Below are 16,451 nucleotides of genomic sequence, written 5' to 3'. Positions count from 1 at the left end.
TTTCTGTTCGCACAGGTCCGGCCCTGCCACCCGAAGCAGGGCCGGGCTTGTTGCTTCCTTAAAACTCAGTTTCGATCGACAGGCCGAAGGTTCGCGGCCGGTTGATGAAGGCGCGGGCGAAATAGGGATTATTCTGCGCCTGGGAGCGGTTGATCCCAACAATGGCGCGCCGATTGGTGATGTTGTCGACAAAAAGCGAGGCCGTCCAACTGTCCCCCGACACGGAAATGCGGGCGTCCAGAATGTCATAGGACGGTTTGCGGGTCAGGCTGGCCGGCACCGCGCTGTAATTATACTGGCCACCGATGTAACGGTTGGAGACGCGGGCGCTCAGCGACAAATCATCACTGATATCATCGGCATATTCCAATGCGGTGGTGGCGGTCCAGCGCGGCACGTCGGGCAATTGCTGGTCCAGGGGTGAATTGCCCGGCAGGCTGATCCTTGTCAGGGCGGAGCGGGTATAGCCCACCGATTGTTGCAGGGTGAAACCCCAGCCCAACCGGGCGGACATTTCGGCCTCCGCCCCCTTGGAATAGGCGCGGCCGGAATTGGCGGTGAAATTATAGCCGCAGGACAGGGTCGTCTGTTGCTGGATGTCGGTCCAGTCAATGTAATACAGCGCGCTGTTGAAGGTCACCTTACCATCGAACAGCTTGGCCTTCTGCCCCAGCTCATAGTTCCACACCCGGTCGGGGCCGAAGGTGGGGGGCTGCCCTTTCAGACCCAGTTCCTTGAAGGAATTGGTACAATCGATGGCCCCGCTGGTGGGAATGGGCAGGTTGGGGCCGCCTGGCCGGAAGCCCTCCGATGCCGTCGCATAGACCAGCAGGTCCCGGTCAGGCGTATAGGTCAGCGTGGCCTTGGGCGTCAGCCCGCTGTCGCGGGCGGTGCCGGAGAACAGGCCCGTCTGGGCCGCCAGACCGGTGGCATTCTGCGTGTAGGAGAAGCGATAGGTGAAGTAACGCAGGCCCAGCGTCAGCTTCCATTCCGGCAGGAACTGGTAATTGGCCTCCCCGAACAGGGCCTTCTGCTTCAGCGTATCACGCTCTTCATCGGTAAAGGCATTGTTGGTACCGAAGACCGGGATCAGATCATCCACCGTGTTGCGGATATAAAGATCATCCCGATATTTGCTGTAATAAGCCCCCGCCAGCCATTGCAGCGGTGAATCATAGTTGGAGGAAACGCGGAACTCCTCATTAATCTGCCGCGATGAATGGCGTTCCGTGGTGTAATTGTCGGCCGCCAGCCCGGTCTTGCCCAGGGGGCCGAAGGCGAAGAACTGGCTTTCGGCGTCGTCTTCCTTGATGAAGGAACCCAGGCGCAGCACCGAGGTGATGGATTGCAGCGACACCCCGCCAATATCGTATTTCAGGCGCAAACTATAGGCATCGAAGCGCTGCGATGAGAGTTCATTCACATCGGTTGGCTGATAATGCGCCATGCGGCCCGGCGGCATGTCGATGGCCGACAGGCCGCTGGTGGTCAGCTTCTGGTGGAAAATCGCCGGCTCGATGGTGAGATTTTCCGTGGGCGTGAACAGCAGCGTACCCCGGAAGGCGCGCAGCCGGTCGCTATTGTCATTCTCGATCACCCGGGCCACGGGGGCGGCCAGCACATTGCCCCGGTCATTGCCCTGGGGCAGGGGGAAATTATTCAGGATGACGCGGTCGATGAACCCGTCATTATGACGGTCCGTGCCAACCAGCCGGACGGCCAGCTTGTCATCCACCAGCGGGATGTTCAGCATGACATTGCCGGAATAATTGGTGCCGCCGCCCTTGGTGGATGACAGTTCCCCCTGGGCCTTGGCGTGGAAATTATTCATCTGCGGCCCATTGGTGATCAGCCGGATGGTGCCGCCCATCGAACTGGCACCATAAAGCGTGCCCTGCGGCCCGCGCAGCACCTCCACACGCGCCAGATCATAGAGTGTGGGATCGATCTGCACCTTACCGGCCGCCGCGATCTGCGAGGCGGGCGGTGTCACCGGCACATCATCCAGGTAAAAGCCGACCGTTGGCGAGGAACCGCCATTGCCGGACAGGCCCCTTATATTGAACTGGGTCCGGCCTGGACCCGAGGAGGCGATGGAAATGCCCGGTGTCTGTGTCGCCAGCCGTGCCACGTCGGCGATCCCCTGTTTCAGCAACTGATCGCCGGTGACGGCGGTAATGCTGATGGGGGTTTGTTGAATTGTGGAGCTCCGCTTCTCTGCGGTGACCACAATCTCTTCCAGATCGTTGCTTTGGCTCTGCTGTTGGGCATATGCCTGCGAAATTGACAATGTGCTCAACAAGGCAGCACTTGCCAGCAACCGCACGCGCAATTGCGGCGGCTTGAATGAAATCTTACGCATGTCTCCCGTCCTTCTCCCAGAACTTGAAGTGAACTCTCCCTGATTTTTTATTTACACAGAGCTATCATAATCTCGTTTATGCTACAATCCATATCGAAGAAGAATGATTGGAAGATTTATGCAACAGTGATTCGGACGCGTGCTGCGTCACCGGATTGGTTGACAGCGCCCTGTTGCATCCGGCATAGATGCGTAAATGCAACAATACGTGCGCAATTAGGCCGATTTACCAACAAATGGGGGAGAACAGCGCCGATGGACGAACGCCTGGAAATCGCCAACGCCGTCTCCATGATGTCGTTCGCCGCGGTGGTCAGCACGGGCAGCTTCTCGGCGGCGGCCGATGCGCTGGGCTATTCCAAGGCGGCGGTCAGCCGCCAGATCTCCCAGCTGGAAGCGCGCATCGGCCTGCGCCTGCTGGAACGCACGACGCGCAGCATTGCGCTGACGCCCGCTGGGCGGGAAATTTATAGCCGCTGTTCTCGCATTCTGGATGAGGTGAAAGAGGCCAACGACCTGCTGGCCGGCATCCAGGCGACGCCGCGTGGTGATTTGCGGGTGCGCGCACCGGTTGTCGCGTCCCTGTTCCGGATCACCGAAATGATCCCGAAATTTCTGGAAATGTACCCGCAGATCAAGTTTCACCTGGATTTGACGGACAGCAAGATCGACCTGATCAAGGGCGATTTCGATCTCGCCTTCTGGACCGGTGATACTTACGATTCGTCACTCGATTCGGTGAAGCTGTGGGAATATGACATGGTGGTGGCCGGTGCGCGGGAATATTTCGCCAAGGCTGGCGTGCCCCGCACCCCGGCGGAAATCAAGGACCATGCCTGCATCATGGAAACCCACCTGTCCCGTCCGGGGGAATGGGCCTTGTCGCAGGAACATGTGATCCAGTTGCAGGGTGTGCGGCTGGTGTCCAACAGCGTGCGCGTGACGCGCGAAGCCTTGCTGGCCGGCATGGGCATTGCCTTTCTGCCGCGTTTCCTGATTGAGCAGGATTTGGCGGCAGGCCGGCTGGAGGCCGTCTTGAACGGCCATGTCACGACGAAATTGCCGCTCTATCTGGTCTATGCCAAGGGCAATTATGTATTGGCCAAGGTGAAGGCCTTTGTCGACTTCATGTCGCAATCACTCAATGAAGGCGAGGCGGTCTCAGAATTTTGTGACGAATTCTGACCGGGGCCGGGGGTGCTGAAACCCCCGGCACGGTTAAAATGATACCCTTACAGCATCCGTGACAGGGAATCCTGCGGGTCTTTATCGAACAGCCGGTGCTTGATGGCGCCGGCCACATGCAGGGCGATCAGGCCCAGCAGGCTATAGGCCGCCACGGCGTGGATCTGGCTGAAAATATCCGACAGGGCGTTATTTTTGCCCAGCAGTTCCGGCAGATAGAGGCCGAAGAAATAGATGCCGTCGCTTTCCGGAAAGGTGCTGGACCGGGCATAGCCCAGCAGCGGCACGGCGATCATCAACACATAAAGCGCCACATGGGCCACATGGGCCGCCTTGGTTTCCAGCCGACCCATGCGGGGGGAGGGGGCCGGCGTGCCGAACCGGCCGCGCAGGGTCAGCTGGATCAGCGCCAGCAGGAAAGCCAGGATGCCGAACGACTTGTGATAGGGATAACCCCAGTCGAATTTCACCGCATCCGCATCATCCAGCGACACCATCCACCAGCCGAGAAAGATCATCCCAAGGATGGTTGCCGCCCGGCACCAATGGATGATGCGCAGGCTGAGATGATATCGCGGCCGTTCGCCCGTTATTGTGCTTTGCATGGTGCTGTCCTGCCTTCCATATTCTTTTCCTGCACGGCGCCGTACAGGAAAGCCGTTCACAAGTAAATCCCGCGGGAGTAACCGGCATCGACCGCGATGGATTCCCCCGTGATGGGCACCGGCGTGGGGGAAAGCAGAAAGCCGATGACGCGGCCCAGTTCTTCGGGATGGATAACGCGGCGCAAGGGGATTTGCGCCACGAAGTCCGCTTCCACCTGCGCCGGGGTGCAGTGCCTGGCGTCGGCTTCGGACTGGAACAGTTCCCGCAGATGCGGTGTCTCGACAATACCGGGATGCACGGCATTGACCCGGATGCCGAACGGCCCCAGCTCGTCCGCCAGCGTTTTGGTGAAATGGCTGACGGCGGCGTTGCGCAACCCGCTGAGCGTGTTGGAGGAACGGCCGGTCAGGCCGCCAATATTGACGATGCTGCCCGCCCCCTGCCGCTTCATCACCGGTACCACGGCCTTGGCGCAGCGCAGATAGCCGACAACCTTGGTATCCAGGTCACCCAGCAGCGGCGACAGGTCCAACTCCTCAATCCGGCCGGCAATGGGGCTGGGGTTGGCAGCACCATTGACCAGCCCGTCAATCCGCCCGAACCGTTCCAGCACCTCGGCGACCATGTGGTCGACGCGGGCCTGATCGCGGGTATCGGTGGCGACATAGGCGCGGTTGGTGGGATCGGCGGCGATCCAGTCGCGCGCGGCGTCATGTCCCTCCAGCTGCCGGCTGGCCAGCGCCACGCGCCAGCCCTCCCGCGACAGCACCTGGGCAACACCCAGCCCGATGCCGGCCGTGCCGCCGGTGATGATGACGGCGGGGTTGCTCATGGCTTCAACTCTCCGGTGGCGGGATAGCGGCTGCGGCCTGCCGGCGTCATGCCGGCCAGCATCACAGCCACACTGGCGATCAAGGTGATGGTGCTGGTCCACAGCACCGGCGAGAAATCATGCCCGGTCAGCAGCAGGGCGGCCACGGCAGGTCCGAAGCCAAAGCCCACCGTCTGGATCGATCCCATGGCGCAGACAATGCGTCCATCGGCATCGGCATCACTGCACAGGCCGGAGAGCAGGGGCTGCGACAGGTTCCAGGCAAAGGTCATGCCCACGGCCGCCGCAATGAAAAGCCCCAGCGAAACCTGACCGCGCAGGGCCAGGAAGCTGATAACGGAGAGCACGCCGCTGATGATCAGCGGCCAGCCCCGTCCCCAGCGCGGCGGCAGCAGCCCGGCGACACCGGCACCGCCGGCACCGCTGAGATTGGCCATGGCCAGCGCCAGACCGATCTGTTCGGCCGTAATGGTGCTGGCATCGCCGATCTTCTCCAGATAGCTGAAGGTGGCACCCTGGGCCAGGAAATAGAGGAAAGAACCGGCCAGCCCGCCCAGTGCCAGCCGCCAATGAATGGGTGCGCTGGCCCTTTGCGGATGATCCGATCCACCCTGATGCCCATCGGGCAGCCAGACCAGGAAGGCCCCGACCAGGGCGCTGATCAGGCCATTGGCGATGAACAGCGGCGACGATCCTGCCGATTGCTGCAACCAGGGCAGCACCAGCAGTAAAAACGCGCTGATCAGCGCGCCGATGAACAGATAGATGGCAAAGGCGCGGTCGGGCAGCGCCGTCCGCCCCAGCGTGGCGAAGGAAAGGCCGATGGCAATCCCTTCACCGGCCCCGGTCACCACACGCGCAATCAGGATACTGTCGAACGTGTGGCTGAACCCGGTACCGATATTCCCCACCGCCATCAGCCCCAGACCCAGCCCCACCAGCACCCGCCAGTTGATGCGCGGGATCAGAAAGGTGCTGAGGCCGATGGTCAGTGCCATGGCATTGATTTCCCAGGCGGCGACATAGCCGACCTCCTGGTTGTCCAGTGCCCCCTGCTGGCCGAACAGCGCCATGAAGCCGGGGACCATCCAATTGATCAACGCTCCCTGGATGCCGATGGCGGTGGCTGCAACAATAACCCGTGCCTGACTTTTTGACCCTGCTCCCATAGCCGCCTCCCGAAGCGTTCTTTTTGAAGGGGGTCGCTGTCAGTCCAGTTCAGCCTGGATCAGAAAGGGACCATCGGTCGCCAAGCCTTTTTTCAGGCCGGCGGCGAATTCTTCCGGTGTCACCGCCTTGACCGCCGGCACACCGTAACCGGTCGCCAGGGCCACCCAATCGACGGCCGGCTGGTCCAGCCGGGTCAGCCCCGCCACCACCTCGGCATCAAGCGGGATACCCGACCGCTTCAATTCCGTTTGCAGGATGGCGTAGCGATGATTGGCAGCGATGACGATGGTGACGGGCACCTTTTCCCGCGCCATGGTCCATAGGGCCTGCAGCGTATATTGGGCGCTGCCGTCCGATTGCAGGGCGATCACCCGCGTATCCGGTGCGGCCAGGGCGGCACCCAACGCGCAGGGCAGGCCCTGGCCTATGGCGCCACCGGTATTGGTCATCACCCGATGGCGCGGCGCCCGGTGGGCTTGGCGCAGATAGGGGCCGCCCAGGGTCGAGCCTTCGATGGAAACGATGGCATCTTCCGGCATCCGGGCCAGCACCTCTTCCACAATCCCGTCGGGCGACAGGGTGGCGCTGGCGGCGGGCACGGGCGGTGGGCTGGCCGCAGGGCGGGAATGGGGCAGGCCCTGCACCGCCTCGGCCAGCCGTTCCAGCGCGTCCACCGCATCCTCGTCGGGCGTGGCCAGCAGGGTCTGGCTTTCCGCCGGCACCGGCTCGCTCGGCCGGCCTTCATAGCCGAAATAGCTGACGGGCGGGCGGGCGCCGGCCAGAACAACCTCGGCGCCGGCGATCTGGCGCACGATATCTTCGGGGAAATAGGCCAGCCGTTCCAGCCGGGGCAGGTCGCCGCCCAGGCTGGCGATGGCCGGATAGGTTTCCATCAGCAGCCGGGCACCCGTGGCCGCTGCCACCCGGCCGGCGGCCCGCACGCCGCGTTCGGTCAGGGCGTTGCCGCCCAGCAGCAGAACGATATCCCCGCCCTGGTCCAGCCGCGCCCGGCTGGCGGCCACCCGTGCCGCATCAACCGGGGAACGCGACGGCGACGCCAGGGCCGCTGCCTGTTGCAGGTCAGGTGCCGGGAACGGGGCCACCATCAGGTCGGTGGGGGCCACCAGGGTGACGATCTTGCGGTCGGCGGCGGCCTTGAAGGCGCGTTCCACATCCACCGCATAGGTCGCTTTGCTGTCCAGCCGCACCACCGCCCCCGACATGGGCCGGGCCAGCGTGTCGATGTCCGAGGTCAGCGGCGCATCGAAACGCAGGTGCCAAGTGGCATGATCGCCAATGATATTGACCATGGGCGAGCCGGCCCGACGCGCATTGTGCAGATTGGCCAACCCATTGGCGAGGCCGGGGCCCAGATGCAGCAGGGTCAGGGCCGGGCGGCCACTGACGCGGGCATAGCCATCGGCCGCCCCCGTGCACACCCCTTCGAACAGGCCCAGCACGGCGCGTATGCCGGGTTCCACCCGAAGCGCGCCGACCAGATCCAGTTCCGTGGTGCCGGGATTGGCAAAGCAGATATCAATCCCGGCCGCATGGGCATAGCGCACCAGGAAGGCGGCGCCATCCGTCTCTGTTGTCATCGAATGCCCTCCGCCACCTGCTCTACGGCGCTGGCGAAGCGACCGACGATTTCATCGATATCGGCGGCGGTCGCCACCAGCGGCGGGGACAGGACCAGCGTGTCGCCCAGGGCGCGGGTAATCAGGCCCTTCGACGCCGCCGCCTGCAGCACCTGACGGCCGGTGCGGTTGGCCGGGGGCAGGGGGGCCTTGGTGGCGCGATCCTGCACCAGCTCCACACCGATCATCATGCCGACGCCACGGATATTGCCGACCAGCCGATGATCGCCCAGTGCTGCCCGCATCTTGGCCTGCAGTTCCGCCCCGCGTGCCGCCGCATTCTCGACGATATGCTCCTCGTCGATGGCGCGCAGCGTCGCCAGGGCAGCGGCGGCCCCGACCGGATGGGCGGAATAGGTGTAGCCATGGGCGAACAGGCCGGCGCGGTCGGCCTCGCTTTCAATCACGCTCCAGATCCGTTCCGACACGAAGGAGGCGGACATGGGGAAGTAACCGCTGGTGACACCCTTGGCCGCCGTGATCAGGTCCGGCTTCAGATTGTAGATCTGGCTGCCCCAATAGCTGCCCAGGCGGCCGAAGCCGGAGACGACCTCGTCCAGCACCAACAGCACATCGTACTTTTCCAGGATCGGTACGATCTCTTCGAAATAGCCTTCGGGCGGCGGGATCAGGCCGCCGGCACCGATCACCGGTTCGGCGAAGAAGGCGGCCACCGTCTCCGGCCCCTCCTTCAGGATCGTCGCTTCCAACTCAGCAGCCAACTGGCGGGAGAAGTCGCGTTCGCTCATCCCCTCAGGCGCATAGCGGTAATAGTTGGGGCTGGAGACATGCAGGATCGGCCCCAGCGGCAGGTCGAACAGACCATGCATGTTGGGCAGGCCGGTCAGGCCGCCGGTGACGACACCGGAACCATGATAGCTGTTCCAGCGGGCGATGATCTTCTTCTTCTTCGGGCGGCCCAGCAGGTTGTTATAATACCAGATCAGCTTGATCTGGGTTTCATTGGCATCGCTGCCCGACGTACCGAAAAACACACGCGCCATCGGCACCGGGGCGCGGGCCAGCAGGGCCTGCGCACATTCGGCGGCCACATCGGTCGACATGCCGTTGAAGGTGTGGAAGAAGGACAGGCGCGCGCTCTGTTCGGCAATGGCCTGCACGATGTCCTGCCGGCCATAGCCCAGATTGACGCACCAGAGACCGGCCATGCCGTCGATATATTCATTGCCATGGATGTCGCGGATGCGCACCCCCTGGGCTTCCGACATGATGGTCGGGCCTTCGCGCTTCAGGTCAGAGACCCAGGTGAAGGCGTGGAACAGCGACGACTTGTCGATCTCGCCGGCCCGCTGGATATCAATCGCCATGAGAACCTCCTGCCTGAGTGGCTGTCTGCAAAGTCTCGTCAAGGAACCCGTTGATCAGGGCACCGAATGTGTCGGGGGCATCGTCATGGACATAGTGGCCGGCGTCCGGCACCGTCACCTGACGGATATTGGGGTTGCGGGACAGCATGGCCTCCACCGTCGCCAGGGGGCAGAAATCTGACCGCCCCCCGCGCACAATCAGGGTGGGAATGCGCAGGCTGTCCACCACCGGCCACAGATCGACGATCCGGGCCGGGTCGGGGTTCATGCGGGTCTGGCGGATGCCTTCAGCATCATAGCGCCAGGTGATGGGGCCGGTTGGCGTTGCCTTGAGGCTTTCCGCCACGCGTTCATCAATGGCGGCATCGTTGAGCGAGGGGCGGGCGGCGCGCCAATAGGCGCGCGCTTCGGTCCAGGAGGTGAAGCTGGCGGGCAGCTTCGCCATTTCATTGACGATGCGTTCTGCCCCGGCCCCCTGGATCGATGATCCCGGCGCGATATCCTCAATGATGAGCGCGCGCAGCCGTTCCGGATGGTGGCTGGCATAAACATAAGATGTCGTACCGCCCATCGAATGGCCGAGCAGGGTGAAGCGGTCCAGCGCCAACTGGTCCACCAGCGCTTCCAGATCGGCCAGATAGGCGTCGGTATAATAATTGTGGCCGGGGTCCCAGTCGCTGTCGCCCCGGCCCCGCTGGTCCAGGGCGATCAGCCGGTACTGGCCGGCAAGCCGCCGCGCCAGATACCGCCAGGTTCCAGAAAAGCCGCGCAGACCGTGCAGCAGCACGACCGCCGGCAGACCCACATCACCCCATTCACGCACCCGCAGACGCAGGCCATTGATTTGGGCGAAGCTCTCCCGCTCTCCGGGCAGCCGCGCGGGCAGGGGCGGCGGTGCTTCTGCACGATCCTGTGTCATGGCTCAGCGCAACCCGTCCTTGCCCTCGATCTCTGCCACCTTGATGCCGCCCAGGCGGGCGTGCAGGCGGCCACGGGTCGCCACCACCATGGCGATCAGCACCTCGTCCGGCCCCGGCGCATCCGGGAAGATCACCGACATGGTGTCATAGTGGGAGCGGACATAGAGCGCATCCTTGTGCGCCAGCGGAATGTCAATCTCCGTCCCCGGCCCGCCACGCTTGCCGGTCGACGGCACCCAGGCCAGCGCGCCGCCCAGGGCATCGCGGATCGGGTTGGCAAAATCCGTGGTCAGGAAGGCGTTTCCGTGCTCGTACTCGCCATTGACGCCGACAATGCAGGACTTGCCATAGCTTTCGGCCTTGCGGCCATTCAGGGCGGTGACCAGCCGGCGGCCGAATTCCACACCCAGGGCAGCGGATTCCTTGATGACGGTCTCAAACGAGTCCGTCCAGGTGCCGGCATGGGGGTTATGGATCGCAGCGGCGACGACGATCTTCACCACCGGATCGCCATCGGCCAGACGGCCGGATTCCAGGGCCAGCGTCTCTTCCTCGAAGCTGTACCATTTGCGGATATGAAGCCCGTTAAAATTGGCTGGGCGGGATACCATGGTCTTTCCTCCTCACCGCTGTGCGTCACTGTTGTGACGATCACCATTGGATCGATAACACAACAATTCACTGATTTAAAGAGTTACAGTTCCGAAATAACAACAATTAGGCCGCAAGAGGGCTTGCTGTTGTGGATGGGGAGTGAGGGGGCGCCGGTGCAGCCTCAACAAGTTTGCGAGGCAGGCAACAACCTTCACCGTGCCGCAGCCCCTCGCCCCGATCCCCTTACAGGAACACGGCGCGCGACAGGCCGCCATCCACCGCGATGGACTCGCCCGTGATGCCGCTGGCCAGACCGGAGGCCAGGAAGACGATGGGGTCGGCCACCTCTTCCGTGCGCAGCGGGCGGCGGATGGCGGCGGGATCAGAGGCTTCACGTTTGGTGAAGGCTTCCAGGCTGATGCCTTCGCGGTCGGCCAATTCCTGGAACCAGGATTCCACATGTTCGGTCCAGGTGACGCCGGGATGCACGATATTCACCGTGATGCCGAACGGGCCCAACTGGTCGGACAGCGTCTTGGTCAGATGCACCAGGGCGGTGTTGCGCAGGCCGCTCAACGCCTCGGTCGACCGCGCGGTCAGCCCGCCGACATTGATGATGCGGCCCCAGCCGGCGGCCCGCATATGCGGCACGCAGGCCTTGCAGGTGCGGAAATAGCCGATCAGCTTGGTGTTCAGGTCGGCGGCGAGCGCTTCCTCTTCCGCCTCTTCGATATTGTTGCGCACCAGACCGCCCGGGGCGGCGGCGCAATTGACCAGGATATGCACCGCACCAAAGCGCTGCACCGTTTCCGCCACCAGGGCGTTGACGGAATCCTTGCGGGAGGTGTCGGCGGTGATGCCGACCACGGTGCCGCCGGTCTTGCTGCGGATTTCCGCCGCGGCAGCTTCCAGCGCGTCCGCGCTGCGGGCGGCGATCACGACGGTGGCCCCTTCCTGGGCCAGACGCAGCGCCGTGGCCTTGCCGATGCCGACGCTGCCGCCGGTGATGATGGCCACGCGACCGGCCACTTGCAGATCAAATGACATTAACGCTCCTCCTCTGCGGAAACCTGTTGAAAGGTGAATGATGCGGTAGCGGGACCGGGGAAGACCACGATGACAGTTTCATCGGCCTCCAGGGTGGTAATTCCGGTGCAACTGCCGGTCGCCACCTTCTGCCCCGCCCGCAAAAATTGGCCGCGTGCGGCCAGATGATTGGCCAGCCAGGCGATGGCAGCCAGCGGCCCGCCATCGATCCGGGCGGTGGAACCTTCCACGCTGCTGCCCTGGCTGCGGTCCAGCCGGACGGGGATCGTGTCCAATTGATCAACTGGCAGGTCCAGCCTGTCCCCGATGACCAGCCGGTCGGCAAAGCCATTATCGGCGATCAGGGCCGGCAGGGGGACATCATCGCTGATGAAACGGCAATCGCAAATCTCGATCCCGGCATAAAGTGCGGCCACGGCGCGCGCCACATCCGCCACCGTCACCGGCCCATCACCGGGCAGCAGGTCGCGCGCCAGTTCAACCACCAGCTCTGCCTCCGCCACCCGCATATGCCGGGCCGGCACGCGCGCCGAGGCGGGGGAGGGTAGAAGGGCGGCGGGGGGCAGAAAGCCGGCAATAGGGGCGCTGGCCCCCATCGCCTGACGCGGCCCCGGTGCGGTCAGGCCGATCTTGTAACCGGCCACCAGCCCGCCCAGCCGTTGGGCGGTGATTTCCTGCACCTGATACGCATCGTCCACCGTCGCTGGTGCGCATTCCAGCGCCACCGCGGCTGCGGCGTTGCCCTGCCGCCGCGCCTCTATCAGCCGGTGCGCAATCGCGCTTGCTGCCCCCTGATCCACAGCCCTGCTCCCTGTTTTGATTGTCTCGTTCTTACAACAAACAATGTTGTTTTAGCAAGATTGTCTTTTTTATGGAACTGTGATAATCCGAAAATCAGGTAACTGAGAAGGCCGGGAACGCTGCCCGGCAAGGGGACGGATATGCAGGAAATCAGCACGCAGGAACGCGCCGCCCGCCTGACGGCGGCACTGGCCGCCACGCCGGGCAAGCTTCTGATCGGTGGCAAATGGGTGGCGGCACAGTCCGGCCGCACGTTTGAAACCATCAATCCGGCGACCGGTGCGGTGCTTGGCCATGTCGCGCATGGTGAGGCCGCAGATGTTGATCTGGCGGTGAAGGCGGCGCGTCAGGCGCTGGAACAGCCGGCTTGGCGCCTGATGTCGGCGCAGGACCGGGGCAATCTGCTGCTGCGTCTTGCCGACCTGATTGAACGCGATGCCGATGAACTGGCCGTGCTGGAATGCCTGGATAATGGCAAGCCGGCCAAGCTGACCCGCGCGGTGGAAGTGGATGGCTCCATCAAGACCTTCCGCTATTTCGCCGGCTGGCCGACGAAGTTTGGCGGGGAGACGCTGCCGGTATCGCCGCGCAGCGGCGCGCGTATCCTGAACTATACGACGCGCGAACCGGTGGGTGTCTGCGGGCTGATCATCCCGTGGAACTATCCGCTGTCGATGGCGGCTTGGAAGGTGGCGCCGGCCCTGGCGGCCGGCTGTACCGTGGTGCTGAAGCCGGCGGAACAGACGCCGCTGACCGCCCTGCGGCTGGCCGCTTTGGCGCAGGAAGCCGGCTTCCCCGATGGTGTGTTCAACATCATCACCGGTTTTGGTGACGCCGGGGCGGCCCTGGTGGCCCATCCCGGTGTCGACAAGGTGGCCTTCACCGGCTCCACCGAGGTGGGCAAGCGCATCGTCGCGTCGGCTGCCGGCAATCTGAAGAAGGTGTCGCTGGAACTGGGCGGCAAGTCGCCGCAGATCGTCTTCCCCGATGCCGATCTGGGGCCGGCTGCCCAGTCCATCGCCCAGGGCATCTTCTTCAACCAGGGCCAGACCTGCACGGCCGGTTCCCGCGTCTATGTGCATCGCAGCCGCTATGATGAGCTGCTGGGGCTGGTCAGCGACCATGCCAAGCGGCTGCGCATCGGCGACGGGCTGGACCCGGCCACCGATTTCGGCCCGCTGGTCAGCGATGAACAATGGCAGCGCGTCAATTCCTATATCGGCATCGGCCGGGAGGAGGGGGCGCGTCTGGTCACCGGTGGTGGCCGGCCGGCCGGTCATGACAAGGGCTATTTCTTTGAGCCCACCATCTTTGCCGATGCAGACGGCTCCATGCGCATTGTGCGGGAGGAGATTTTCGGCCCCGTGCTCAGCGTGCTGCCCTGGAGCGAGGAAGAAGATCTGGTCCGTCAGGCCAATGATTCCGAATTCGGCCTGTCCGCCGGCATCTGGACCAACGATATCCGCCGCGCCCACCGCACGGCGGCGGCCATCAAGGCCGGCACCGTCTGGATCAACTGCTTCAACATGATCGACCCCTCCACCCCGTTCGGCGGCTTCAAGCAATCCGGCTGGGGCCGGGAGCATGGCCGGCAGGCGATGGAGCTGTACAGCGAAGTCAAAAGCGTCTGGGTCAATCTGAGCTGAAGCGGCGGCGGCATGGCCCCCGCGCGGGCGGCCCCCATGATTTCACCCACTTTATAACGACGGGAGTTGTTTCGATGACAACGGGCAAGACATTCCTTGTGGCCACGGACGGTCAGGCGGTTCTGCGCACCCATGATGATGGCAAGACTTGGCGCCGCATCACCCCGGATCAGGATCTGGAATTCGACGATTGCGTGCGCTGCCTGCTGGCCGATCCGCGTCAGCCCAATGCCGTCTTCGCCGGTGCTGAATCCGGTCTGTTCCACAGCACCGATTGCGGCACCACCTGGAACCGGATTGATTGCGCGCTGAACGGCTATTCGATCTGGAAAATGGCGGTGGCCGCCAAGAATCCGGATATCATGTATGCGGGCACCGGCTCGCCCACCCGCTCCGCCTTTTTCCGTTCCACCGATGGCGGCCGGACCTGGGAAAAGACCTCGCTGGAAATGCCACCCAAATGCGAGGGCGTCAGCCGGCCGCGTATGCTGGCCATGTGCATCGATCCCGATGATCCGGCCGATGTCTGGGTCGGGGTGGAAGAGGGCGGCCTGTTCCACTCCCGCGATGGCGGCAGCAACTGGACCCGCATCGATCCGGTCTGGCCGGAACTGCGCGGCAATTCCGATGTGCATTCCATCGTCGTCTGCCCTGGCAGCCCGAAGATCGTCGTTGTCGTTGTCGTGGGCGGTATCTATCGTTCCACCGATGGCGGGGAAACCTGGCAGCAGACGGTGACCAAGGAAGCCTGGGGCATCCCCTATTCCCGCGTCGCCCTGCTGCGGCCGGGCAGCGACCGGGAAATCCTGCTGGGTATTGCCGATGGCACGCCGGGCACCACCTCGCGCTGCCTGCGCTCCGTCGATGCTGGTGCCACCTGGGAAACCATGCCGCTGCCGGTGGTGCCGAATTCCTGCATCTGGGCCTTTGGTGCCAATCCGGCTGATTCTTCCCTGATCCTGGCCGGCACCAAATATGGTGAGCTGTATCGCAGCGATGATGCCGGGCAGAGCTGGGCGAAAGAGTGGCGCGAATTCAGCGAAATCACTGATACTACCTGGATTCCCGCTGTGCCGGCGGATGGAGGGAGCAGCAATCATGGACACTAAGATCAAACGGATCGGCCATGTCGTCCTGTATGTCCAGGACCCTGCGGCATCGGCCCAATGGTACAGGCGCATCCTGGGGATGAAGATCGTGGCGCAGGTGAAGGATGGCCCCTATGCCGGGGGCTATTTCCTCAGCTTCGGCACCCATGACCATGATATCGCCCTGTTTCCGGCCCAGCCCGGCACCACCAAGGGGCAGGAGTTCGAGCATATCGGCCTGGAACTGGATTGCGGTGGCGATCTGGAGACGCTGCGCCGCATCCATGCCTTCTTCCTGGAAAATGATGTGAAGATCGCCGAGGTGCTGGACCATGGCGTATCGACCGGCATCTATTTCTATGATCCCGATGGTCACATGCTGGAAGTCTTCGCCCAGGTGGTCGGCCCCGAAAACGGGGCTGCCATGGCCGAGCTGGAGCGCAATGGCGGGCAGGCCCTGCCGACGGGGCTGTAACAAAACGCCCTGACAATACCAATCCGCCGAGGGTTTGACCCTTGGCGGATTGGAAGCTGGCGACTGCCGGCTCAGCTACGCTCTCGCCGCCTTATCGCCAGGCGTAATTGAAGCTGATGGAAATGCGTTCGCTTTCCGCCTGGTTCAGCACCACCTCGTGCCGCAGCCAGCTTTCCCACAGCAGCAGCGTGCCGGGGGTGGGCTGCATGGGGACGAAGGGCTGCATGTCGCGCGGGGCCTTGGGCTTGCGCGGCGGGGCGGCCATCATCAGCGCCAGACGGGGATCTTCAAAGCGCAGCGCGCTGGCCCCTTCCGGGATTTCCACATAATAGGTGCCGCTGATCACGCTGTTGGGATGGATGTGCGAGCCGTGGAACCCGCCGGGGTCCAGCACATTGATCCACAGGCTGTCCAGTTCCAGCTTGCGGTCGCCCAGGTTCCATTCCTGCAACTTGGCATAGGCCTTCACATGCCGGTCCAGCTGGCTTTTCAGTGTCTTTACCGCCGGGAAGCGCCAGGGCAGATCATCCAGGGAGGAATAAGACGTGTAGCCTGGGTAGCCGTTCTTGGCCGACCATTTCTGACCGGCGGCATCATCCTCCGCCGCACTGCGGCAACAGGCGGCCAGCTCGTCATTCAGCGGCAGCATCTCGGCCAGCAGGGCGCGATAGATGCGGGTGGCGAACAGGGTTTCGAGCGCCGGGGCGGCGGCTTGGGTCGTATCGTCGGTCATGGGACCAGCATGTACGTCCGCCACCCC

15 protein-coding genes are annotated in these 16,451 nt (G+C 63.6%); 4 read left to right on the top strand and 11 right to left on the bottom strand.

Going from position 1 to position 16,451, the window contains the following annotated elements; genetic code table 11:
• Positions 1-58: 58 nt before the first annotated feature.
• The gene (locus PCJ49_RS02885) at positions 59-2,362 is read right to left on the bottom strand and encodes a TonB-dependent receptor (RefSeq protein WP_269909624.1); all 2,304 of its coding nucleotides are present in this window, start codon (positions 2,360-2,362) and stop codon (positions 59-61) included.
• A gap of 255 nt (positions 2,363-2,617) precedes the next feature.
• Here PCJ49_RS02885 and PCJ49_RS02880 point away from each other — a divergent pair, with 255 nt between their 5' ends.
• Positions 2,618-3,547 carry a LysR family transcriptional regulator gene (locus PCJ49_RS02880; protein ID WP_089288890.1) on the top strand — a complete coding sequence of 310 codons (930 nt, stop codon included), beginning with the start codon at positions 2,618-2,620 and terminating at the stop codon, positions 3,545-3,547.
• 47 nt (positions 3,548-3,594) lie between these two features.
• Here PCJ49_RS02880 and PCJ49_RS02875 read toward each other — a convergent pair whose 3' ends face one another.
• From PCJ49_RS02875 to PCJ49_RS02835, 9 genes are all read right to left on the bottom strand, one after another.
• Positions 3,595-4,152, bottom strand: a complete 558-nt coding sequence (locus PCJ49_RS02875) for a cytochrome b (RefSeq protein WP_269909623.1) — start codon at positions 4,150-4,152, stop codon at positions 3,595-3,597.
• 56 nt (positions 4,153-4,208) lie between these two features.
• Positions 4,209-4,985 (bottom strand): SDR family oxidoreductase, encoded by a 777-nt coding sequence (locus PCJ49_RS02870; RefSeq protein WP_269909622.1) that lies wholly within the window; start codon positions 4,983-4,985, stop codon positions 4,209-4,211.
• Positions 4,982-6,154, bottom strand: a complete 1,173-nt coding sequence (locus PCJ49_RS02865; protein ID WP_269909621.1) for a hypothetical protein — start codon at positions 6,152-6,154, stop codon at positions 4,982-4,984. The genes PCJ49_RS02870 and PCJ49_RS02865 overlap by 4 nt, the downstream gene beginning before the upstream one ends.
• Positions 6,155-6,193: 39 nt before the next feature.
• The gene (locus PCJ49_RS02860) at positions 6,194-7,753 is read right to left on the bottom strand and encodes an acetolactate synthase large subunit (protein ID WP_269909620.1); all 1,560 of its coding nucleotides are present in this window, start codon (positions 7,751-7,753) and stop codon (positions 6,194-6,196) included.
• Positions 7,750-9,120: an aminotransferase gene (locus PCJ49_RS02855; RefSeq protein WP_269909619.1), complete on the bottom strand. Its 1,371-nt coding sequence runs from the start codon at positions 9,118-9,120 to the stop codon at positions 7,750-7,752. Before PCJ49_RS02855 ends, PCJ49_RS02860 begins: the two co-directional genes overlap by 4 nt.
• The gene (locus PCJ49_RS02850) at positions 9,110-10,039 is read right to left on the bottom strand and encodes an alpha/beta hydrolase (RefSeq protein WP_269909618.1); all 930 of its coding nucleotides are present in this window, start codon (positions 10,037-10,039) and stop codon (positions 9,110-9,112) included. Before PCJ49_RS02850 ends, PCJ49_RS02855 begins: the two co-directional genes overlap by 11 nt.
• A 3-nt stretch (positions 10,040-10,042) precedes the next feature.
• Positions 10,043-10,651 carry an amino acid synthesis family protein gene (locus tag PCJ49_RS02845; protein WP_089288883.1) on the bottom strand — a complete coding sequence of 203 codons (609 nt, stop codon included), beginning with the start codon at positions 10,649-10,651 and terminating at the stop codon, positions 10,043-10,045.
• A gap of 226 nt (positions 10,652-10,877) precedes the next feature.
• Complete coding sequence (locus PCJ49_RS02840; RefSeq protein WP_089288882.1) at positions 10,878-11,681, bottom strand: SDR family oxidoreductase; 804 nt, start codon at positions 11,679-11,681, stop codon at positions 10,878-10,880.
• Positions 11,681-12,481, bottom strand: a complete 801-nt coding sequence (locus PCJ49_RS02835; protein ID WP_269909617.1) for a hypothetical protein — start codon at positions 12,479-12,481, stop codon at positions 11,681-11,683. Before PCJ49_RS02835 ends, PCJ49_RS02840 begins: the two co-directional genes overlap by 1 nt.
• Positions 12,482-12,622: 141 nt before the next feature.
• Between PCJ49_RS02835 and PCJ49_RS02830 the strand changes: the two genes are divergently transcribed.
• The 3 genes from PCJ49_RS02830 to PCJ49_RS02820 all read left to right on the top strand — a co-directional run bounded on the left by PCJ49_RS02830 (position 12,623) and on the right by PCJ49_RS02820 (position 15,691).
• Positions 12,623-14,128 (top strand): aldehyde dehydrogenase family protein, encoded by a 1,506-nt coding sequence (locus PCJ49_RS02830; protein WP_269909616.1) that lies wholly within the window; start codon positions 12,623-12,625, stop codon positions 14,126-14,128.
• 74 nt (positions 14,129-14,202) lie between these two features.
• The gene (locus PCJ49_RS02825; protein WP_269909615.1) at positions 14,203-15,237 is read left to right on the top strand and encodes a YCF48-related protein; all 1,035 of its coding nucleotides are present in this window, start codon (positions 14,203-14,205) and stop codon (positions 15,235-15,237) included.
• Positions 15,227-15,691, top strand: a complete 465-nt coding sequence (locus tag PCJ49_RS02820) for a VOC family protein (RefSeq protein WP_269909614.1) — start codon at positions 15,227-15,229, stop codon at positions 15,689-15,691. Before PCJ49_RS02825 ends, PCJ49_RS02820 begins: the two co-directional genes overlap by 11 nt.
• Before the next feature lie 91 nt (positions 15,692-15,782).
• Here the strand turns inward: PCJ49_RS02820 and PCJ49_RS02815 are convergent, their stop codons facing one another.
• Positions 15,783-16,424 carry a TIGR02466 family protein gene (locus tag PCJ49_RS02815; protein WP_269909613.1) on the bottom strand — a complete coding sequence of 214 codons (642 nt, stop codon included), beginning with the start codon at positions 16,422-16,424 and terminating at the stop codon, positions 15,783-15,785.
• Positions 16,425-16,451: the final 27 nt, after the last annotated feature.

The sequence above is a fragment of the Niveispirillum sp. BGYR6 genome (assembly GCF_027568365.1).
Lineage (GTDB): Bacteria > Pseudomonadota > Alphaproteobacteria > Azospirillales > Azospirillaceae > Niveispirillum.
This window is presented reverse-complemented; position numbering and strand designations above follow the sequence as displayed.